18 protein-coding genes are annotated in these 20,823 nt (G+C 66.6%); 8 read left to right on the plus strand and 10 right to left on the minus strand.

What is annotated here, in order from left to right; all coding sequences use genetic code 11:
* Positions 1 to 105 precede the first annotated feature (105 nt).
* The gene (locus tag F3N42_RS07570) at positions 106 to 2,082 is read left to right on the plus strand and encodes a 3-hydroxyacyl-CoA dehydrogenase NAD-binding domain-containing protein (RefSeq protein ID WP_150863810.1); all 1,977 of its coding nucleotides are present in this window, start codon (positions 106 to 108) and stop codon (positions 2,080 to 2,082) included.
* Positions 2,075 to 3,355, plus strand: a complete 1,281-nt coding sequence (locus F3N42_RS07575) for an acetyl-CoA C-acetyltransferase (RefSeq protein WP_150863811.1) — start codon at positions 2,075 to 2,077, stop codon at positions 3,353 to 3,355. Before F3N42_RS07570 ends, F3N42_RS07575 begins: the two co-directional genes overlap by 8 nt.
* A gap of 12 nt (positions 3,356 to 3,367) precedes the next feature.
* Here the strand turns inward: F3N42_RS07575 and folD are convergent, their stop codons facing one another.
* On the minus strand, positions 3,368 to 4,249 hold the full coding sequence (folD, locus tag F3N42_RS07580) for a bifunctional methylenetetrahydrofolate dehydrogenase/methenyltetrahydrofolate cyclohydrolase FolD (RefSeq protein ID WP_150863812.1): 882 nt from the start codon (positions 4,247 to 4,249) through the stop codon (positions 3,368 to 3,370).
* Between the two features lie 111 nt (positions 4,250 to 4,360).
* Here folD and F3N42_RS07585 point away from each other — a divergent pair, with 111 nt between their 5' ends.
* Positions 4,361 to 4,849 (plus strand): glutathione peroxidase, encoded by a 489-nt coding sequence (locus tag F3N42_RS07585; RefSeq protein WP_150863813.1) that lies wholly within the window; start codon positions 4,361 to 4,363, stop codon positions 4,847 to 4,849.
* Between the two features lie 12 nt (positions 4,850 to 4,861).
* Here the strand turns inward: F3N42_RS07585 and der are convergent, their stop codons facing one another.
* From der to ndk, 8 genes are read right to left on the minus strand one after another with little or no spacing between them, the layout of a single operon-like run.
* Positions 4,862 to 6,265 carry a ribosome biogenesis GTPase Der gene (gene der, locus F3N42_RS07590; RefSeq protein WP_150863814.1) on the minus strand — a complete coding sequence of 468 codons (1,404 nt, stop codon included), beginning with the start codon at positions 6,263 to 6,265 and terminating at the stop codon, positions 4,862 to 4,864.
* Between the two features lie 7 nt (positions 6,266 to 6,272).
* The gene (gene bamB, locus F3N42_RS07595) at positions 6,273 to 7,436 is read right to left on the minus strand and encodes an outer membrane protein assembly factor BamB (RefSeq protein WP_150863815.1); all 1,164 of its coding nucleotides are present in this window, start codon (positions 7,434 to 7,436) and stop codon (positions 6,273 to 6,275) included.
* Positions 7,436 to 8,086, minus strand: coding sequence for a YfgM family protein (locus tag F3N42_RS07600; RefSeq protein ID WP_150863816.1), 651 nt, complete (start codon positions 8,084 to 8,086; stop codon positions 7,436 to 7,438). The genes bamB and F3N42_RS07600 overlap by 1 nt, the downstream gene beginning before the upstream one ends.
* A gap of 18 nt (positions 8,087 to 8,104) precedes the next feature.
* Positions 8,105 to 9,379, minus strand: a complete 1,275-nt coding sequence (gene hisS, locus F3N42_RS07605) for a histidine--tRNA ligase (protein ID WP_150863817.1) — start codon at positions 9,377 to 9,379, stop codon at positions 8,105 to 8,107.
* A gap of 37 nt (positions 9,380 to 9,416) precedes the next feature.
* Positions 9,417 to 10,295: a RodZ domain-containing protein gene (locus tag F3N42_RS07610; protein WP_150863818.1), complete on the minus strand. Its 879-nt coding sequence runs from the start codon at positions 10,293 to 10,295 to the stop codon at positions 9,417 to 9,419.
* Positions 10,292 to 11,062, minus strand: a complete 771-nt coding sequence (pilW, locus tag F3N42_RS07615; RefSeq protein ID WP_150863819.1) for a type IV pilus biogenesis/stability protein PilW — start codon at positions 11,060 to 11,062, stop codon at positions 10,292 to 10,294. The genes F3N42_RS07610 and pilW overlap by 4 nt, the downstream gene beginning before the upstream one ends.
* Positions 11,063 to 11,065: 3 nt before the next feature.
* The gene (rlmN, locus tag F3N42_RS07620; RefSeq protein WP_150863820.1) at positions 11,066 to 12,175 is read right to left on the minus strand and encodes a 23S rRNA (adenine(2503)-C(2))-methyltransferase RlmN; all 1,110 of its coding nucleotides are present in this window, start codon (positions 12,173 to 12,175) and stop codon (positions 11,066 to 11,068) included.
* Between the two features lie 10 nt (positions 12,176 to 12,185).
* Positions 12,186 to 12,608: a nucleoside-diphosphate kinase gene (gene ndk, locus F3N42_RS07625; protein ID WP_150863821.1), complete on the minus strand. Its 423-nt coding sequence runs from the start codon at positions 12,606 to 12,608 to the stop codon at positions 12,186 to 12,188.
* Between the two features lie 195 nt (positions 12,609 to 12,803).
* Here ndk and F3N42_RS07630 point away from each other — a divergent pair, with 195 nt between their 5' ends.
* The gene (locus F3N42_RS07630) at positions 12,804 to 15,308 is read left to right on the plus strand and encodes an acyl-CoA dehydrogenase (RefSeq protein WP_150863822.1); all 2,505 of its coding nucleotides are present in this window, start codon (positions 12,804 to 12,806) and stop codon (positions 15,306 to 15,308) included.
* Between the two features lie 3 nt (positions 15,309 to 15,311).
* On the opposite strand, the gene F3N42_RS07635 is transcribed toward F3N42_RS07630, so the two are convergent.
* The gene (locus tag F3N42_RS07635; protein ID WP_150863823.1) at positions 15,312 to 16,448 is read right to left on the minus strand and encodes a patatin-like phospholipase family protein; all 1,137 of its coding nucleotides are present in this window, start codon (positions 16,446 to 16,448) and stop codon (positions 15,312 to 15,314) included.
* A 113-nt stretch (positions 16,449 to 16,561) separates the two neighbouring features.
* On the opposite strand from F3N42_RS07635, the gene F3N42_RS07640 reads away from it, so the two are divergent.
* The 4 genes from F3N42_RS07640 to F3N42_RS07655 are packed head-to-tail and all read left to right on the plus strand — an operon-like array spanning position 16,562 to position 20,813.
* The gene (locus F3N42_RS07640) at positions 16,562 to 16,894 is read left to right on the plus strand and encodes a 4a-hydroxytetrahydrobiopterin dehydratase (RefSeq protein WP_150863824.1); all 333 of its coding nucleotides are present in this window, start codon (positions 16,562 to 16,564) and stop codon (positions 16,892 to 16,894) included.
* A 4-nt stretch (positions 16,895 to 16,898) separates the two neighbouring features.
* Positions 16,899 to 17,858, plus strand: a complete 960-nt coding sequence (locus F3N42_RS07645) for an AAA family ATPase (RefSeq protein ID WP_150863825.1) — start codon at positions 16,899 to 16,901, stop codon at positions 17,856 to 17,858.
* A gap of 10 nt (positions 17,859 to 17,868) precedes the next feature.
* A complete protein-coding gene (locus tag F3N42_RS07650) occupies positions 17,869 to 18,822 on the plus strand; it encodes a DUF58 domain-containing protein (RefSeq protein ID WP_150863826.1) in 954 nt (317 codons plus the stop codon).
* Positions 18,819 to 20,813 (plus strand): transglutaminase TgpA family protein, encoded by a 1,995-nt coding sequence (locus tag F3N42_RS07655; RefSeq protein WP_150863827.1) that lies wholly within the window; start codon positions 18,819 to 18,821, stop codon positions 20,811 to 20,813. The genes F3N42_RS07650 and F3N42_RS07655 overlap by 4 nt, the downstream gene beginning before the upstream one ends.
* The last annotated feature ends 10 nt before the right edge of the window (positions 20,814 to 20,823 follow it).

Below are 20,823 nucleotides of genomic sequence, written 5' to 3' on the forward strand. Positions count from 1 at the left end.
ACCATAAGCGGATGAGGAGCCAAGATTTTTCCGGTATTCTGGCGAAGCCCTTCCGGCAGCACTATAATTGCCCACCATTCTGTGGCGTATGGACGGAGAATCTCCATGAGTGACAACGGTTATCGACACTGGCGACTGGACAGCGACCTCGACGGGATCTGCTGGCTCAGCCTCGACCGCGAGGGCGAGAGCGCCAACAGCCTGTCGCGCGAGGTGCTCACGGAGCTTGAGCGCATTGTTGGCCAGCTGGAAGCGGAACCACCCATTGGCCTGGTGCTGCAATCGGCCAAGAAGGGCTCGTTTATCGTTGGCGCCGATGTGCGCGAGTTCGACAAGGTTGATAACGCCGCCGAGGCGTCCGAGTTCATTCACCATGTCCACCAGCTGTTTAACCGCATCGAGGCGCTGCCCTTCCCCACCGCGGTGATCATCGAGGGCTACTGCCTGGGTGGCGGGCTGGAACTGGCGCTGTGTTTCGACTGGCGCATCGCCCGTGATGATGACAACACCCGGCTGGGCTTTCCCGAGGTACAACTGGGCATCTACCCGGGGTTCGGCGGCAGTGCGCGCAGCGTCCGCCAGTGCGGTGCACTTAAGGCCATGCCTCTGATGCTGTCGGCCCGCAACCTGCGTGCCCGCGCGGCACGCGGCCAGGGCCTGGTCGACGAGTTGGTCGGGCAGCACGGCTCGCCGCGCTGGGCCGCGCGCCGCGCGGTATTGAAAGCGCGCAAGTCCAAAGGGCCCGGCTGGATGGCCAGCGTCCAGGGCATGGCGCCGGTGCGCAAGCTCCTGGCCGGGCAGATGCGCAAGCAGACCGCCGCCAAGGCCAATCCGGATCATTACCCTGCGCCGTTCGAACTGATCGACGCCTGGGAAGACTGTGGCGACGACCCGCATGCCATGCTGGCCGAGGAAGTGGTCCGTGTGGGCCGCCTGATCACCAGCGATACCTCGATCAACCTGCGCCGTGTGTACGCGCTCACCGAGCGACTGAAAGGCTATGGCAAGAAGAGCCCGTTCCGCGCCCGCCGCGTGCACGTGGTCGGCGCCGGTACCATGGGTGGTGATATCGCCGCCTGGTGCGTGACCCGCGGCCTGGAGGTCACGCTGCAGGACCGCGAAATGAAGTACATCGAGCCGGCCCTGGCGCGCGCCAAGTCGCTGTTCAAGAAGCGCCTGAAGACGCCCGACCAGGTGGCCGGGGCCATGTCCCGGCTGTTGCCGGACGTGGCCGGTGATGGCGCGGCCCTCGCCGACGTGGTCATCGAGGCCATCTTCGAGAACGCCGAGGCCAAGAAAGCGCTGTACGCGACCATCGAGCCGAAACTGCAGCCACACGCGCTGCTGGCGACCAACACGTCCGCCATCCCGCTGGCCGAACTCGCGGCCGACCTGGAACGCCCCGAGCGCCTGATCGGCCTGCATTTTTTCAACCCGGTGGCGAAGATGCCGCTGGTGGAAGTCGTGCATGGTGATGCGACCGACGCCCGCGCCGTGCTCGATGGCGCGGCCTTCTGCAACCAGATTGGCCGCTTTCCGCTGCCGGTGGAGAGCAGCCCCGGCTTCCTGGTCAACCGCGTGCTGGCGCCATACCTGATCAAGGCCTTCCGGATGCGCAACACCGGCGGTGTCAGCGCCGAGAACCTGGATGCCGCGGCCGAGCGCTTCGGCATGCCGATGGGTCCTGTGGAACTGGCCGACGTGGTCGGGCTGGATATCGGCCTGGGCGTGCTGGGCACGCTGGGCGACAAGGATTCCGGCGCCGAGCGCGAACTGCTGCAGTCCTACGTTGACGCCGGCAAGCTGGGCAAGAAGTCCGGCGAAGGTTTCTACAAATGGGACAAGGGCAAGCCGTCCAAGGGCTCGGTCACAGCCGGCGAAGATGAGCTGGACGAGATCGCCCTGATGCTGATGCAACCCTATTTTGACGAGTGCAAGGCGGCGCTGGCCGACGGCATCGTCGAGGATGGCGATGTGCTGGATGCCGGGATGATTTTCGGTACCGGGTTCGCGCCGTTCCGCGGCGGCCCCCTGCACTACCTGTCGACCCTGGAAGCCGACACGGAGAACGACAATGACTGATTCCCTGCGCCGGGTCGCCATCATCGGCGGCAGCCGGATTCCCTTCTGCCGCTCCAACAGCATCTACGCCACGCGCAGCAATATGGACATGCTGTCCGCCGCGCTGCAGGGCGTGACCGACCGTTTCGGCCTGGACGGCGTGCAACTGGACGAGGTGGTCGCCGGTGCGGTGACCACGCATTCGCGCGACTGGAACCTGGCGCGCGAGGCCGTGCTGTCCACCACGCTCAGCCCGCTGACGCCCGGCATCACGCTGCAACAGGCCTGCGGTACCAGCCTGCAGGCGGCACTGGGCATCGCCGCGAAGATTGCGGCCGGGCAAATCGAGTGCGGCATTGCCGCCGGCACCGACACCACGTCCGATCCGCCAATCGTGTTCGGGCCCAAGTTCTCCAGGCGCCTGGTGCAGCTGGGTCGCGCGCGCAGCTTCGGTGACAAGCTGAAGGTGTTCAAGGGCTTCTCCCCGGCCGAACTGGCGCCCGTGCCGCCGGCCAACGGCGAGCCGCGCACGCGCATGTCCATGGGCCAGCACTGTGAGCGCATGGCGCGCGAATGGGGTATCCGCCGCGAGGACCAGGACGAACTGGCCGCGACCAGCCACCTGAACGCCGCGAAGGCCTGGAACGAGGGCTTTTTCGACCCGCTGGTGACGCCCTGGGGCGGCGCCGCGCGTGACAACAACGTCCGCCCGGATACCAGCGCGGAGAAGCTGGCCGGCCTGAAGACCGTATTCGCGAAGGATGACGCCGCTACTCTGACCGCCGGTAACAGCACGCCGCTGACCGACGGCGCCGCCGGCGTGCTGCTGGCTTCCGAGGAGTGGGCGCGCGAGCGCAACCTGCCTGTGCAGGCCTGGCTGGTGACCGGCCGCTCCGCCGCCGTGGACTTCGTCAACGACGAGGGGCTGCTGATGGCGCCCACCGTGGCCGTGGCGGAACTGCTGCAGCGCACCGGGCTGTCACTGCAGGATTTTGACTACTACGAAATCCACGAGGCCTTCGCCGCACAGGTGTTGTGCACGCTCAAGGCCTGGGAATCAGAAGATTACTGCCGCAACCGCCTGGGGCTGGACGAGCCGCTGGGGCCCATCGACCGCTCGAAGATGAACGTCAAGGGCAGCAGCGTGGCCGTGGGTCACCCGTTTGCCGCCACTGGCGCGCGCATCCTGGGCACGCTGTCACAGCTGATGGACAACGAAGGCGGCGGCCGCGGGCTGATCTCCGTCTGCACCGCCGGTGGAATGGGCGTGGCGGCAATCGTCGAACGCGAGTAGCCGCCCGGTGTTCTACCCGCCGAAGGCGCGAACCGCGGCGTCCGTCGTGTTGCGCAGCAGCATGGCGATGGTCATCGGGCCCACACCCCCGGGCACGGGGGTGATGGCGCCGGCCACTTCACGGGCCTCGTCGAAGGCCACGTCACCCACCAGGCGGTAACCCCGCGGGTCATTGGCGTCATCGATGGCGTTGACGCCAACATCGATAACCGCGGCGCCCGGCTTGATCCAGTCACCCTTGACCATTTCCGCACGCCCAACGGCGGCGATCAGGATATCCGCCTGGCGGACCATGGCCGGCAGGTCGGCGGTGCGTGAATGGCAGACGGTGAGCGTGGCATTGCGATGCAGCAACAGCATGGCGACCGGCAGGCCGACGATATTGCTGCGCCCCAGCACCACGGCGTTGCGGCCGGAAATCTCGATGCCGCTGCGGTCCAGCAGCTCGATGCAGCCCTTGGGCGTACACGGCACAAACAGCGGGTCGCGGCGCTTCATGGACAGGCGACCGATGTTCAGCGGGTGGAAGCCGTCGACGTCCTTCTCCAGGCTGATCGCGGCCAGCACGGCCTCGTCATCGATATGGTCCGGCAGCGGCAGCTGCACCAGGATGCCGTGAACCGCCGGGTCGGCGTTCAGGCCTTCGACAACCGCCAGAAGCTCGTCCTGGCTGATGTCGGCGGGCAGTTCATGGCCGAATGACGCGATGCCCACCTCGGCGCAGGCCTTCTTCTTCATGCGCACGTAGGTTTCCGAGTCTTTGCGCGCGCCGACCAGCACCGTGGCCAGCCCGGGCACGCGGCCGTGGGCGGCCTGCATGGCGGCCACTTCCTGCCTGATTTCTTCGCGAATGGTGGCCGCGATGGCCTTGCCGTCGATGATCTCCGCGGTCATGGGAGGCTCCTGTCATCAGTAGTGTTTCCAACCGCGCGCATTGTACTGGTTTGTGATTCCGGAATCGTGGACTAGACTGGTAGGAAGGCTCTATTCCCTGGGAGAGGATACGTGAACGTATTTGAATACGTTTTCCAGTCCATTGGAGGCGCGCCATTACGACTGCAAAACTGGACCGGACAGCCCCTTCTGCTGGTCAACACCGCGTCAGAAAGTGAATTCGCGCCGCAGTACGCACAACTGCAACGGATTTACGATGATTACCGTGAAAGCGGACTGGTCATCATCGGCCTGCCCTGTGATGATTTCGGTCATCGCGAGCCGGGCAGCGAAGAAGACATCGCCAAACTCACCTGGGAGGAATACCGGGTGCGGTTTCCGTTGACGCGCAAGATCAGCGTCATGGGCTACGCCGCGCACCCGCTGTTCCATGCCCTGCGTGAAACCTATGGCGATGACGTCACGCCGCGCTGGAACTTCTACAAGTACCTGTTTGACCGGCGCGGGGAACTGATCGAGTGCTGGCCGTCAAAGGTCACGCCGAATGACCCGTTGCTGACACACCAGGTAGAACGCAACCTGAACTCCTGGGTGTTCTGACGACGCTGGCGGCTAGCGGCCCTTCTTGCGGCTGGTGAATTTCTTCAGGCGCTTGCGGCGCTTGACCTGGCGCTCGGTGAGCGTGTTGCGCCGGTCCTTGTAAGGGTTGTCGCCGCTGCGGAAGTCAATGATGACCGGCGTGCCGGACAGCTTGAACGCCTTGATGAAGGTGTTTTCAAGGTAGCGCCGGTAGGACACCGGCACGGTGTCGACGCGGTTGCCATGCACGACGATACGCGGCGGCATCTTGCCGCCCATGTGGGCAAAGCGCAGGCGCGCGGTGCGGCCCTGCTTCATGGGCGGCTGGTGGGCCTCAAACGCCTTGATCAGTACGCGGGTCAGCGCGGACGTCGGCAGTTCGCGCGTTGCGCTTTCCCAGGCGTCATTGACCGCGCGCAGCAGGATGTCCATGCCGGTGCCATGCAGCGCCGAGATGCGAACCCGCCGCGCCCACGGCACGAAATCCAGCTTGCGATCGAGTTCATCCAGCACCTGCTTGCGGTGGTCGTCTTCCAGGCCATCCCACTTGTTGACCGCGATGACCAGCCCCCTGCCCTGTTCCAGCACGTGCGACAGCAGGGTCATGTCCTGGTCGGTCAGGCCTTCACGGGCGTCGAGCACCAGGATCACCACGTGGGCGCGCTCAATGGCCTGCAGGGCCTTGATCACGCTGAATTTTTCGACCGCGTCATGCACCTTGGCGCGGCGCCGCACGCCGGCGGTGTCGATCAGGTCGTATTCCAGCCCGTTCTTGTTCCACTGCACGGTGATGGTGTCGCGCGTGGTGCCGGGCATGTCGAAGGCCATGACGCGTTCTTCCCCCAGCAGGCGGTTCACCAGCGTCGACTTGCCGACGTTCGGGCGGCCGACGATGGCCAGCCGGCGACGGTCGGGCTCGTCCTCTTCCGGTTCCTCGGGTTCGGCGGGCGGGAGAAACTCATCGACGCGGCCCATGAGCTTTTCCACGCCGCGACGGTGCGCGGCGGCCACCTGCGCAGCCTCGCCCAGGCCCAGCGAGGCGAAATCGGCAACGGCGACATCGGCATCCAGGCCGTCGGTCTTGTTGGCCACCAGGAGCACCGGGACGCCCTTCTGGCGCAGGACCTCGGCCACTTCCTCGTCGGCGGCGGTCAGGCCGTCACGAGCGCTGACCACGAACAGCACCAGCGTCGATTCCTCGACGGCCTGGTGCACCTGGTGCGCGGTCAGGTAATCGATGCCCTCGGCGCCGGAGACCAGGCCGCCGGTGTCCACGAGCACCAGCGGGCGCTCGCCAACCCGGCTGATGCCGTACTGGCGATCACGGGTAACGCCCGGCAGGTCCGCCACCAGCGCGTCACGCGTGCGCGTGAGTGCGTTGAATAACGTCGACTTGCCGACGTTGGGGCGGCCGACAATGGCGACGACGGGCAGCATGCGGGGCTCAGAGGGCGGCGTTGGCGCGCAAGGCGATCAACTTGCCCTTGCGGGTATAGACGTACAGCGTATCGCCTATCACCAGCGGCGCGCCGTTGAAACCCTTGCCGCCGAGCTTGTCGCGGGCCACGAAGTGACCTGTCTCCAGGTCGATCCAGTGCAGGTAGCCGTCGTAGTCGCCCACGACCACGTAGTCGCCGTAGATGGCGGGACGGGTCAGGTCGCGGTTGCTGAGCGCGTCCTGCTTCCACAGCGTGGTGCCGTTGCGACGATCCATCAGCCAGACGTGGCCGTTGGCGTCACTGGTGGCCAGGTGGGTGCGCAGCACGGTCACGCCGGTGGCCGAGGACACGTCCTTGAACCACAGCAGGCGGCCGGAATCCGCCGCCAGGGACGACACGCGGTTCTTGAAGCTGGAGACAAGCAGGTCGGACGCGACAATGGCCATCTGCCCGTCGACGTCCGCCAGGCGGTCCAGTTCGCTACGGCCTTCCGGGGTCACCACGGCCTGTTCCCAGACCAGGGTACCGTCATCCAGGCGCAGCGCGACCACTTCACCGGAGTCATAACCCAGGTAGACGATGCCGGCGCGGATCAGCGGGTTGGCGTTGCCCCGCAGGGTAAGCAGCGGCACGCTGTGGTCATAGACCCAGACCCGGCGGCCATTGCGGGCGTCCAGGCCGAACACGCGGCCGTCAATCGAGCGCACGACGACAATGCCGTCGGCCTCGGTGGGCGCCGCGAGAATTTCCGATGACACGCGCGCGATCCAGACCGGCGTGCCGGTTTCCGGCGTAAACGCGTGGACTTCGCCGTTTTCGGTACCGACGATCACCAGCGAGGCCCCCAGGCCGGGGCCGCCGCTGAACGGCAGTTCCGTCTTCAGGCGCCAGATGCGGTTGCCGGACATGGCGTCGACCGCGGTCAGCTCGCCCTCGTAATCGGCCACGTACAGCACGCCGTCACGGTATACCGGGCGTAGTTGCTGGGTACCGCGGCGGGTGCCGTCGCCCACGCTGAGCGACCACAGTTCATCGGTGCCGACGGTCGGTTCAAACTCGACCAGTTCGGCCGGCTCACCCGGCTTGGGGTCGCCGCCCCAGCTCTTGAACCAGCTGCAACCCGGCAGCGCGACAACCAGCAGCAGGGCCGCCAGCAGACGGTATCGCATCAGGATTCCATCCCGGCGTCGGCCTCGAGGGCGTCACGCTTCATTTCCAGCAGCGGGCGGAAGCCGATGCCGGTCTCCTGCCGCTCCAGCGCCTCGGTGTAGGCGGCAATCGCGTCGGCGTTGCGGCCCAGCGCGGCCAGCGCGTCGCCGCGGATTTCGGCGTAACGCGACTCGAAGCCGGTCTCGGTGAGCGCGGCATCAATCAATGCCAGCGCGGCTTCGGCATCACCCAGGTCGATCTTCAGCCGGGCCAGGCGCTCGCGGGCGATTTCCCGCAGCGGCGCCGGCTCACCCGATTTCATGACCGATTCCAGCAGGCTCACGGCCAGCTCACCCTGGCCGGATTCGACCCGCGCGCGGGCCATGCTCAGTGCCGCCAGGTGGGTATAGGCGGAACCGGCATGGTCCGCCTTCAGGGTCTCGAAATTGGCGACCGCCGGGTCCAGGCGCTCCTCGGCCAGTTCTTCGAGCAGCACCTCGTATTCTGCCGAGGCACGCTGCGACTTGTTCTGGTCCCAGACCTGCCACTGCTTGAAACCGAAAAGACCGCCAAAAGCGAGCACCAGCCCCATGATGATGGCGCCGCCGTTTTCGCGCAGCCATCCCTTGACGCGTTCGCTCTGCTCTACCGAATCGTAAACTTCAACCATGTCGTTCCACTCTATTGATTACGCCGACGCCAGCCAGGCATCGATCCATTGATTCAAATCCGCCAGGGACACCGTCTCCTGGGGCAGGTCTTCGCGCAGGTGCTTGACCGTGACCTGGCCCGCGGCGACTTCGTCATCGCCCAGAACCAGCGCCAGCGGCGCGCCGCTGCGGTCGGCACGCTTGAATTGCGCCTTGAAGCTGCCGCCGCCGGCGTTCATCTGCACCCGCAGGTCGCCATTGGCGTCCCGCAACTGTTCGGCCAGGCGCTGCGCTTCCGGGCCGGCGACATCGCCGACGGCCACCACGTAGGCATGTGGCGCCACGGTTTCGCCGGCACCCAGGTCATTCATCAACGCGACGATACGCTCGGCGCCCATCGCGAAACCGGTTGCCGGCCAGGGCTTGCCACCCTGCAGCTCAACCAGGCCATCATAACGCCCGCCGGCACAGATGGTGCCCTGGGCACCCAGTGACTGGGTCACCCACTCGAAGACCGTGTGGCAATAATAATCCAGTCCGCGCACCAGGCGGGGATTGACCCGGTATCCGATACCCAGGCGATCCAGGCGCTCGCGCAGGCCGTCGAAGTGCGCCCGCGACTCATCGCCGAGGAAATCACCCAGCACCGGTGCGTCAGCCAGGCGCGCCTGCACGTCCGGATCCTTCGAGTCGAGAATGCGCAGCGGGTTCCGCGCCAGGCGCTCGCGGGCGTCTTCAGGCAGCGATTCGGCATGCGCCGACATGTATTCAACCAGGGCCTCGCGGTAGGCGACGCGCTCGTCGGTATTACCCAGGCTGTTGATCTCCAGCTGGACGTCGTCAAGGCCCAGGCGCGCCCACAGGCGCTCGCCCATGGCCAGCAGCTCGGCATCGACATCCGGGCCGGGTGCGCCGAAGACCTCCGCGCCCACCTGGTGAAACTGGCGGGTGCGGCCCTTCTGCGGCCGCTCGTGCCGGAACATCGGGCCCATGTACCACAGCCGAATGGGTGCGGCGTACAGCAGGCCGTTCTGCAACGCCGCGCGGACCACGCCGGCGGTGCCTTCGGGCCGCAGGCTCAGGCTGTCGCCATTGCGGTCCTCGAAGGTGTACATCTCTTTTTCGACCACGTCGGTGGCCTCACCGATGGCGCGGGTGAACACCGCGGTCTTCTCAACGATGGGCGTGCGGATCTCCTCGAAGGCATAGGCGCCAAGAACGGCGCGCGCCTCACGCTCGAAGCGCTGCCAGGTGGACATTTCCGCGGGCGGAATATCGTGCATTCCGCGTACTGAACGTGGTGCTGAACTCATGAACTGGGGCCTTGCGGGAAGCGCTCTTGCGAACGCTTCAGGATTCCTGGGGCGGCTGTTCCGCTACTTCCTCGCTCTCGGCCGGCGCAGCCGCCGGGTCCAGGCGAAGCCGCGCGACATCTTCGCGGGCATGGGCGCTGAGGTCCACGGATTCGCCATCCAGGAACAACTGGATGGCCGAGGACCGGCCGATGGACAGGTCAAATGGTGCCTGGCCACGATAGCTGCGTTTTTCGCCACCTCGGACCAGGTCACGCTCCAGGCGCTGGCCGTCCGGGCCGACGATTTCCACCCAGCTGTCGGCCGACGCATGCAGCTCCAGCAGGTGTTCACCCTCGGCCAAAGGCGCATTGGCCAGGCCGTTATCAACCGCCTGCCAGGCCTGGCGGCCTGCGCCGGCACGGGCCGCGGCCGGAACCCGCAGGCTCTCCAGCGAGGCGATGGAGGCCGACACATGGGCGCTGGGCGGCGGGGTCATCGTACCCGCGGCCGAAACGCTGTCACCCTCGACATTCGTCAACCGGGCGGCCTCGTGCGTGACCTGCCAGGCCAGCGTGCCCACCAGCAAAGACGCCAGGGCGTAGCTGGCGACGCGCAGCCAGCGATCGGAAGACTTCAGCTGTCGCGCCTCGGGGAACACCGAGCGTAACGCGGACGATTCCTCGTAGGTCTCGTCGGTGGCGGACTGCACCAGGGCCGGGTCGATGTCGAGAAACTCGGCATAGGCACGCACGAAACCGCGGCGATACACCGGCGCCAGCCGGGCATGCTTGTCGGCCTCGATGGCGCGAATGACCTCGACGCTGCATTTCAATGAACGCGAAACGTCCTCTTCGGACAAACCGCGATGCTCACGACCCGCCCGAAGGCGTTCGCCGGGGCTCAATGGAATCAGGTCTTGTTGTTGTTCATTCATCCCGTGGTACCCATGCGAATCTGCTCAGCTTCCGGTGAGTTCGGGTAGCGATCAAAAATCTGGTTTCGGTACGCGCTCGCGCCTTCCGGGTTGTTAAGCCTCGTTTCGACGCGATACCCGACCATCAGCCCTTCGACCGACGTTGTCCCGGTCGCTTCGTAACGCTGCAGGAAGGCCCGTGCCCGCAGGAAGTCAGACTTCCGGTAACTCAGGCCGGCCATGGACAGCAACGCGTCCGGGAACGCGGCATCGTACTTCAGTGATTGTCGCAGATAGTTTTCCGCCGCGTCCATGTCCCCGTGCTCTAGCGCGCAGGAACCCGCATTGGCCAGAGCCACGGCCGGTGTGCGGTAGAACGGGTCATCCAGCGCGCGCTCGAAGTATTCCTGCGCTTCGCGGCTGCGATTGCTGCGGCACAGGTAGGCCGCGTAATTGTTGTTGGCGTCGCCGCTATCGGGCTTGGCGCGCACGGCTTCCTTGTAATGCTTGCCCGCCAGCTCATACTCACCAATGCGCTCGTACAGCACGGCGATGACCGTGTGTGCCGGGGCGTAATCGTTGTCGGAGCGAACGGCGCGCTTGAGTTTTTCCAGCGCGATCTCGTACTGCCCCCGGTTCATGTACTCGGTACCCAGCCGGGTGTTGATCTCGGCTGCCCGGCGTGCCGGGTCGGTGGGGCCTCCCATGGTGTCGGTATCAGGCGAACTCGCGCAGCCCGCCAGGATGGCGGTTGTCAGCATGATGGCGATCAGGCGGCTTGGGAACATGGGTCAGTGCGTCTCCTCGACCTGGCGCAGGCGGATGCGCTCACTGCGACGGGTGCGGTCCTGGAACTTGCCGGCCAGCTGGCCACAGGCGGCGTCGATGTCCTGCCCACGCGTCTTTCGCACGGTCGCGATCAGGCCGCCCTTGCGGACGATGTCCTGGAAGCGGTCGATGCGTTCCGGCGTGGAGCAGCGGTAGGCCGTGCCCGGGAACGGGTTGAACGGGATCAGGTTCAGCTTGCTGGGCACGCGGCGCAGCAGCTTGACCAGCTGCCGGGCGTGCTCCGGGCTGTCGTTAATGCCGTCCATCAAGGTGTATTCGAAAGTGATGGAGCGCTTGTGCTTGCCGTCGACGTAGTCCTGGCAGGCCTGCATCAGCTCGGCAATCGGGTACTTGCGGTTCAGCGGCACCAGCTCTTCACGCAGGTCGTCGACCGGGGCGTGCAGTGAAACGGCCAGCGCCACGTCGACGGTTTCGCGCAGCTGGCGGATGCCCGGCACCAGGCCGGCGGTGCTAACCGTGACCCGGCGCGCGGCCAGGCCGAAGCCCAGGTCGTCGCGCATCAGCGACAGGGCCGGTGCAACAGCGTCAAAATTCAGCAGCGGCTCGCCCATGCCCATCATCACCACGTTGGTAATGGCGCGCTCACCATTGCGTTCGTGGCCGAGGGCCTTCGCGGCCTGCCAGACCTGGCCGATGATCTCGCCGGTGGTCAGGTTGCGATTGAAGCCCTGCGCGCCGGTGGAGCAGAAACTGCAGTTGAGCGCGCAGCCCACCTGCGAAGACACGCACAGCGTGCCCCTGCCCGGCTCCGGGATGAAAACGGTCTCCACGGCGTTGCCGCCGGGGAGACCCATGAGCCACTTGACCGTACCGTCGGAGGAGATTTTCTCGGAAACCACTTCCGGTGGACGGATTTCGGCCAGCAATGACAGCTTCTGCCGCAAAGCCAGGCCGAGGTCAGTCATCTGCTCGAAATCACTGACCTGGTGGTGGTAGACCCACCGCAGGATCTGCTGGGCACGAAACGGCTTCTCGCCGATGGAGGCGAAAAACTCGCGCAGACCCGGCTCATCCAGGTCCAGCAGGTTGATGCGGGTGGTCTCGCCGGACATCGTCGTTCGCTCAGGCGCCCAGGGCGTCTTCGCCGAAGAAGTAGACGATCTCGGTGCGGGCGGTGTCCGGGCCATCGGAACCGTGCACGGCGTTGGCGTCGATGCTCTCGGCAAAATCGGCGCGAATGGTGCCCGGCGCCGCTTCCTGCGGGTTGGTAGCGCCCATCAGTTCACGGTTCCTGGCGATGGCGTTTTCGCCTTCCAGCGCCTGGATCATGACCGGGCCCGAGGTCATGAACGCGACCAGGTCCTTGAAGAACGGACGTTCGCTGTGAACGGCGTAGAAACCCTCGGCCTCGGCCTGGCTCAACTGCGCCATGCGCGCGGCGACAATACGCAGCCCGGCATCTTCAAAACGGGAGTAAATCTTGCCAATGACATTCTTGGCTACGGCGTCGGGCTTGATGATCGACAGGGTTCTTTCGACGGTCACTTAAAAAATCCTCGTAATAAACTGTTTTGCAAAATTTTAATTCCGCTTCACCGCAAAGACGAAACGGCCACATAAAACGCGTCAATTTTAAGGTTGATGCCGCCTGCCTGCAATGTCCACGGCAGAATTAGCGCTTCTCTTGACCGCTTTGGAGGCCAAAAACTATGATGAGTTGGCCCACCACGGGGGATCCCCATGACGCTTTTGTTCCTCGCCATCATCGTCCTGACGCTGATGGTGTTTGCCTACAACCGAATCCCGCTGGGAATCTGCGTGGCCGTGCTGGTGGCCATTACCGTCGTCCTGACCGAGTTGCGCGAGGTCTATTACACGCCGTCCTGGTTCCGCTGGATGTACGGCATCCTGGCCGTGACGTTGCTCGGATTTTCCATACGACCATTGCGCAGGCTGTTGATTTCCAACCGTTTACTGCCCATTTTCCGCAAGGTTCTGCCGAAAATGTCCGATACCGAGCGCGAAGCGCTGGATGCTGGCACGGTGTGGTGGGACGCCGAGCTGTTCTCCGGCCGCCCACGCTGGCGCCGGCTCCTGAAGACCCCGGCGCCATCGCTGTCGGCGCGCGAGCAGGCCTTCCTGGACGGGCCGGTGGAAGAACTCTGCCGCATGCTCGACGACTGGGAGATCTGCGACCACTACCGCCGACTGCCTGAGCCGATCTGGTCGTTCCTGCGCGAGCACCGTTTCTTCAGCATGATCATCCCCGAGTCCTTTGGCGGGCTGGGCTTCTCCGCCCAGGGCAATTCCGCGGTGGTCATGAAACTGGCCAGTCGCAACCTGACCACGGCGGTCACGGTAATGGTGCCCAACTCCCTGGGGCCGGGCGAACTGCTGCTGCATTACGGCACCGATGCGCAGAAAAACCACTACCTGCCACGCCTGGCCAGCGGCGAGGACATCCCCTGTTTTGCGCTCACCGGACCCACGGCGGGCTCCGACGCCGCCGGCATGCCCGACACCGGCGTGGTCTGCATGGGCGAGCACGACGGCCAGCAGGTGCTGGGATTCCGCCTGAACTGGAACAAGCGCTATATCACCCTGGCGCCGGTCGCCACGGTGCTGGGCCTGGCCTTCCGGGCGCTGGACCCTGACGGCCTGCTGGGCGAGGACCCGGAGCCGGGTATCACCTGCGCGCTGATCCCGGTCGACACACCGGGCATCGAGATCGGCAACCGCCACATGCCGGTCGGTTCGGTATTCCAGAACGGCCCGACGCGTGGCAAGGATGTCTTTATCCCGATGGACTGGGTCATCGGTGGCCAGCCACGGGTCGGCCAGGGCTGGCGCATGCTGATGCAGTCGCTGGCGGCCGGACGGGCCATTTCCCTGCCGGCGCTGGGCACCTCCGGCGGCAAGATGTCGGCGCTGCTGACCGGCGCCTACGCGCGGGTACGCAAGCAGTTCGACCTGCCCATCGGTCTGTTTGAGGGGGTTCAGGAGCCGCTGGCGCGAATCGCCGGCCGGACTTACCGCATGGATGCCGCCCGCCGCCTGACCCTTGTGGCCCTGGATGAAGGCGAGAAGCCCAGCGTGCTGTCGGCCATCGTCAAGTACCAGCTGACCGAGGGCAACCGCCAGACACTCAACGACGCCATGGACATCCATGGCGGCAAGGGCATCATCACCGGCCCCAACAACTACCTGGCGCACGCCTACCAGGCAGTGCCGATTTCGATCACGGTCGAAGGCGCCAATATCCTGACCCGGTCGCTGATCATCTTTGGCCAGGGCGCCATCCGCGCCCATCCCTGGCTGCTGAAGGAGATGCGCGCCGCCGGTGCGCCGCCCAGCAGCAAGGCCCGCCGCGATTTCGACCATGCCCTGTTCAGCCACGTGGGCTACGTCATCAGCAACAAGGTTCGCGCCTTCGTACTGGGCGTGACCGGGGGCTGGTCGACACGCGCGCCGGTGCGGGGCAAGACCGCCCGCTACTACCGCCAGCTGACCCGCCTGAGCGCGGCCTTCGCCTTCCTGGGCGACAGCGTGCTGCTGGTGCTGGGCGGCAAGTTCAAGTTTCGCGAAACCCTGTCCGGGCGCTTCGCGGATGCGCTGATTCACCTGTACCTGGCCTCCGCCGTGCTCAAGCGCTTCGAGGACGACGGCCGTCCTGCCGAGGACCTGCCGCTGGTCCAGTGGTCGCTGGATGACAGCCTGTACAAGATCCAGCAGAGCCTGCTGGGTGTGATGCAGAACTACCCCCTGCCCGGCATGGGCCGACTGCTGAAGTGGGCCGTGTTTCCGCTCGGCCTGCCCTACCAGCCGCCCAGTGACGCGGTGGCACAGGCTTCGGCACGGCTGATCCTGGCGGAAACGGCGAGCCGCGACCGCATCACCGAGGGCGTGTTCATCTCCGATGCCGACGATGCCGCCGGGCGCGTGCTCAACGCCTTCCACCTGGTGCTCGAATCCGCCGATGCAGAACAGGCCATCCGCAACGCGCTGAAGGAAAGCGTGACCATCGACAACTACACCAGCCTGGTCCGGCGCGCCGTGGAAAGCGGCGTGATCACCGAGGAACAGGCCACCGCTGTGCGCCTGGCGCAGCAGGCCGCGGCCAAGGTCATCGCGGTGGATGATTTTCCCAAGTCGGCGATCGAAGGCTTCGACAAGTCACCGTTCCGCCCGGCATCGGACCGATACGCCCAGGCTGACACCAGCAGGACCGAAGCGCCCGCGGGCTGAGTCTCAGTCCGCGGCCGGGCCCAGGAAGTCGCGGATCCGTCGCTGCTGGGCCATGCCATCGGCATAGCCCAGGTCCATCAGGGCCTGGCAGTAAGGCGCCTCGAACAGCAGGTAGCTGGCCATGCGCCAGTCCCTTCCCCAGCCACCCAGGCTGCGCAGCATCAGCTTCACCGCCCAGGGAATATCGGCCGCGTGGCCGGCGGTCATGTCCCGCAGGTCGCGGCTGGGACGGATCACCAGGGCGTCGATGTACTTCAGCCCGGTCGCCTGCCGGTCCGTGTCGGGAACCAGCGACAGCGTCCGGTTGACGCGGCCCAGCCGGGCCAGGTCGGCGTTCAGCGTATCCATGAAGATGGTATCGAGCAGGTAGCCACCGATCTCCGCCGGTGACGGATACCGGGTGGGCGCCGTCGGCGCCGGGTCGGGGCGCTCGTCGCGGGTGGCGATCACGAGAATTTTCTCCGCGCCCAGGTGGATGGCCGGGCTCAGCGGCGCGGTCATGCGCATGCCGCCGTCACCGAAGTACTCGTCGCCCAGCCGTTCGGCGGGAAACAGCATCGGCAGGGCGGCAGACGCCATCAGGTGGGACACATCCAGCCTGGCCGGCAGGCCCTCGCGCCGGTGCCGGCGCCAGGGCTTGATGCCGGGCCGGGCCTGGAAAAAGCTCACCGCCCCCGCGCGGGTATAGCCTGACGCCGTGATCGCGACGCCGTCCAGGGCGCCCTGGTCAATGGCCGTCTCGACCCCTTCGAGCTGCAGTGTTGACTGAAGAAAGTTTCGTAAGGGGTTGTTATCCAACAAGGCTTTTGGCGCGACGTTTAGCAAGCCGCCGGAGCCCAGTCCCATCGCCCAGCGCAGGCCCGAGCCCAGGACGGTGAGCGCGTCGGTACGGTAGATCCGCGCGCAGTGCATGCTGCCCCAGAACGCCGCCAGGCGCTCGATCCCGGCGGCAAACTCGTGCGCGTGACTGGCCACAACGGCGGCGTTGATGGCACCCGCCGAGGTGCCTGTCACCACCCTGAAGGGCCCCGCCGGGCGCGGGTACAGTTCCGCGATCGCCTTCAGCACACCCACCTGGTAGGCGCCGCGGGCACCACCGCCGGGTAACACCAGTCCACAAACCCCTGTCGCCTGTTCCATGTTCGCTGAACTCTCGCTCCTGTCCGGGGGTCGTAACCCCTGCCGGCAAACTACCGGCGCGGCCGTTCCGGTGCAACCATCACGGGGCCCCGGTGTATACTCGGCCGCAGGATATGAGCCTTTCAGAACGTCAGTGCCGACCCTGCGAAGGTGGAACCGAACGCCTGCCCGTTGAACGCGCGCGCAAGTTGCTGCGGCAACTCGAAGACTGGCGCATGGACGCGGATGGACTGGAGATCAAACGCACTTTCCGGATCGAGGGGTTTTCCCGGGTGCTGGACTTCATCAACCGCCTGGCCTGGCTCAGCCACCGCCAGGGGCACCATCCCGATTTCCGGGTCTTCCCGGGGGGATGCGTGGTGCGGTATTCGACCCATGCGATTGGCGGCCTGTCCGAAAATGATTTTATCTGCGCCGCACGGCTGGATCGATTGGCAAGGGACTGAACAGATGTCGAGTACGGAAGCAACCGCCGCGGCGCCCGCCGCAGCCACCCCCCAGGCGCGACTCGCGCGCGCCATGGATACCGTCAACCAGGTCGTGCTGGGCAAGGCCCCGCAGGTGCGTCTGGCCTTCAGCTGCCTGCTGGCCGGCGGTCACCTGCTGATCGAGGACCTGCCCGGTGTGGGCAAGACCACGCTGGCGCATGCCCTGGCCACGGTCCTGGGCGCACGCTACCAGCGTATCCAGTTCACCAGCGACCTGATGCCCGCCGATATCCTTGGCGTATCCATTTACCGGCGCGACCAGGAACGCTTCGAGTTTCACCCCGGCCCCATCTTCGCCGACCTGGTCCTCGCCGACGAGGTCAACCGGGCGACGCCGAAAACACAGAGCGCGCTACTCGAAGCCATGGCCGAAGGCCAGGTGACCGTCGAGGGCGTGACCCATGCCCTGCCCAACCCGTTCTTTGTCATCGCCACCCAGAATCCGCTGGACCTGGTCGGCACGTTCCCGTTGCCCGACTCGCAGCTGGACCGGTTCCTGCTGAGCATCCGCCTGGGTTTCCCGGACCCCGCCGCGGAGCGCGAACTGCTGGTCGCCGAAAGCCGCGCCGATGTCCTGGCCCGCGTGCCCCCGATGCTGTCGATGGACGACGTCGCCGCGCTGCAGGCCGAATGCGCGGCCGTGCACACCAGCGACGCGCTGCTCGACTACGTCCAGGCCCTGCTGGCCGAGACCCGCGATGACCGCTGGTTCGAGTCCGGGCTTTCACCCCGCGCCGGCATCGCGCTGATGCGCTGCGGCCGTGCCCATGCCTATCTCGACGGACGCGACTTCGTCGAACCCGAAGACATCAAGGCGGTCTTCCTGGGCCTGACCCGCCACCGCATGACCGTGCCCGCGGGAATGGATGCGACGGTCGAGGACCAGGTGACGGCCTTGCTGGAGCGGGTCGCCATTCCCTGACGGCCGGCTGGTGAACCTTTTCGGCGATCGACTGCACGCGTGGGCCATTGAACGGGTCCGCCGGCGCACCCGCATCGCACCGCCCTACCGGCTGGCCTACCGCCATGTCTTCGTGTTGCCCACGGTTTTCGGCATGGGCTTTGGCGCCATGCTCGTGTTCACCGCGCTGGGTGGCCTGAACTTCAACAACAACATGGCGCTGTTGATGGTGTTCACGCTGGGCGCGCTGGCGGCCATGACCACGCTGCTGGCCTACCGCGACCTGGCCGGGGTCGAGATCGACTCGGTCCGCGCCGACCCGGTGTTCGCCGGCGAGCCCGCCCACTTCCACGTGCGGCTGGACAACCGCGACCCGCGCGTCCGCTACAGCCTTCAGGCCGCGCTGGCCACGACGGCGGCAAGCGCCTGCATGGACCTGCCCGCCAGCGCCTCCGGCGTGCTCGCTGTCGCCGTGCCCACCGAGCGTCGTGGCTGGCTCGCGCCACCGCCGTTCCGGGTAGAAACCCGCTACCCGCTGGGCCTGTTCCGGGCCTGGTCCTGGGTCTTTCCCGCCACGCCGGTTCTGGTCTATCCCGCACCGGCGAAGAAGCCACCGCCGTTGCCCAACCGGGCAAGCGGCCGCCAGGGCCGGCCACGGCTGGGCGATGGCGACCAGGTCCATGGCCTGCGCGGCTACCGCCCGGGTGACGCCCTGCGCCGGGTGGCCTGGCGCACCAGCGCCCGCCACGACACGCTGTACACGCGGGAAATGGAAAGCCCGCGCGACGCCGCCTGCGAACTGGACTGGAACGAGGTCCGCGGGGACACCGAACTACGCCTGTCCGTGCTCACCGCCTGGGTGCTGCAGGCCGACCACCGCCAGCTTGAGTACCGCCTGCGCCTGCCCGGCCAGCCGGCCATCGGCGGCAGCGGCCCGGCGCATCGCGCCCGCTGCCTGGAAGCGCTCGCGGTGTACGGGCTGTGAGCACCGTGACGCCCGCGTCCGCAGGCCGGCCCACCTACTGGGTCATCGCCTGCCTGCTGGTCGCCCTGCTACCGCAACTGGCGTCGATGCCCGTCCACCTGGCAGCCCTGACGCTGGTGGCGCCAGCCTGGCGCACACTCGCCGAGTGGCGCCACTGGAAACCGCTGCACCCGCTGGTCCGGCTGGCCGCGACCATCATCGCCATGGTGGTGCTGTTCTCCACCTACGGTAACCCGCTGGGACGGCGCACCGCGGTCAGCCTGCTGGCGCTGATGCTGTCGCTCAAGCTGCTGGAAACCTTCAAGGTCCGTGACGCCCGACTGGTGGCCAGCCTGGCGCTGTTCCTGGCCGCGACCCAGTTCCTGTTCTCGCAGGGCCTGGTCATGGTGGTCTACGCCGCCGCCGTCATGGCCGCGGCGCTGGTGACCTTCGCCCTGCTCGCCCGCGCCCAGGCCTTCTTCGGGACGGGCCAGCCTGCACCCGCCGGCCCCGGCATGGCCACGGAAGTCCGCTACAGCCTGCGGCTGATGGTCATCGCCCTGCCGGCGGCGCTGGCGCTGTTCATGTTCTTCCCGCGCTGGAGCAGCCCGCTCTGGGGTGTGCCCGAGGAGTCGCTGGACGCGCGCACGGGCCTGTCCGGGGAAATGACCCCGGGCTCCATCCAGAACCTGTTCATGGACGACACACCGGCGTTCCGGGTCGAGTTCACCAGCCCGGTGCCGCCGCAACAGGCGCTGTACTGGCGCGGCCCGGTGTTCTGGAACTTCGACGGCAGGAGCTGGGAAGGCAGCTATTACGGACGCAATATCGCCGCCCGCGAGAAACCCACCGTGGGCAATGCGGAGAGCCACTACACGGTGCTGATGGAGCCCACCGAGCAGCACTGGATGTTCGCACTGGACTACCCGGCCGTCACACCGCCGGACAGCCGCGTCACGCTCGACTTCCAGCTGTTGAGCCGCAAGCCGATCACGCGGCTGCGGCAGTACGAGATGATGTCCGACAGCGACTTCATCGACTCACCCGAACTGTCGGCCACGCTGCGTGACCAGGCGCTGCGTCTGCCCGATGGCTTCAATCCGCGAACCCGCGAACTGATGGCCGAATGGAAGGCCGAAGCCGCGACCGACGCGGAACTCGTCCGCCGCGCGCTGGCCCACTTCAATGCCGAGCCGTTCCGCTACACCCTGAACCCGGCGCTGCTGACGCGCCATTCCGTGGACGAATTCCTGTTCGACACCCGCGAGGGCTTCTGCGAACACTACGCCTCGGCCTTCACCGTGATGATGCGCATGCTGGGCATCCCCGCCCGCGTGGTCACCGGTTACCAGGGTGGCTGGTACAACGAGTTTGGTGATTACGTGCTGGTGCGCCAGTCGGACGCCCATGCCTGGAGCGAAGTCTGGCTACCGGGAACCGGCTGGACCCGGGTCGACCCCACCGCCGCCGTGGCGCCCTCGCGCGTCGAGCAGGGCGCCATGGATGCGCTCGAGGGCCGGCGTCACGCCCTTGACTTCGCCTGGGTGCGCGAACTGCGCAACGGTGTGGACTGGCTCGGTCGCAACTGGAACGACTGGGTCATCGCTTTCGATGCCGCGCGCCAGTCCCGGCTGCTGTCGGCCTTCGGTATCGAGCAACTGGGGCCGCGCGCCCTGGTCGCGCTGCTGACCCTGGGGCTGCTGCTCGCGTCCGCGTTTATCGTGCCCTGGCTGCTACGCCGGTCGACGGGGCGTCGGCGTGACCCGCTGGGCCGGGCCTGGGCCCGTTTCCTGCGCCGGCTGGACAAGGTCGGCGTCGAGATCCGGCCGTCCATGGGGCCACGGGAAGTCGGTGCCGCCGCCGCGGCCACCCTGCCCGACCAGGCTGGCGAGATTGACGCCATCACCGGACAGTACCGGCGGCTGCGCTACGCCGCCGACGGCGGCAGGCTCGACGCCTTCACGGCCGGCGTGAGAGGATTCCGGGTGAACCCACAACGGAAGTCCGGATGAGCGACACGGG

Source organism: Marinihelvus fidelis (assembly GCF_008725655.1).
Taxonomy (GTDB): Bacteria; Pseudomonadota; Gammaproteobacteria; order Xanthomonadales; family SZUA-36; genus Marinihelvus; species Marinihelvus fidelis.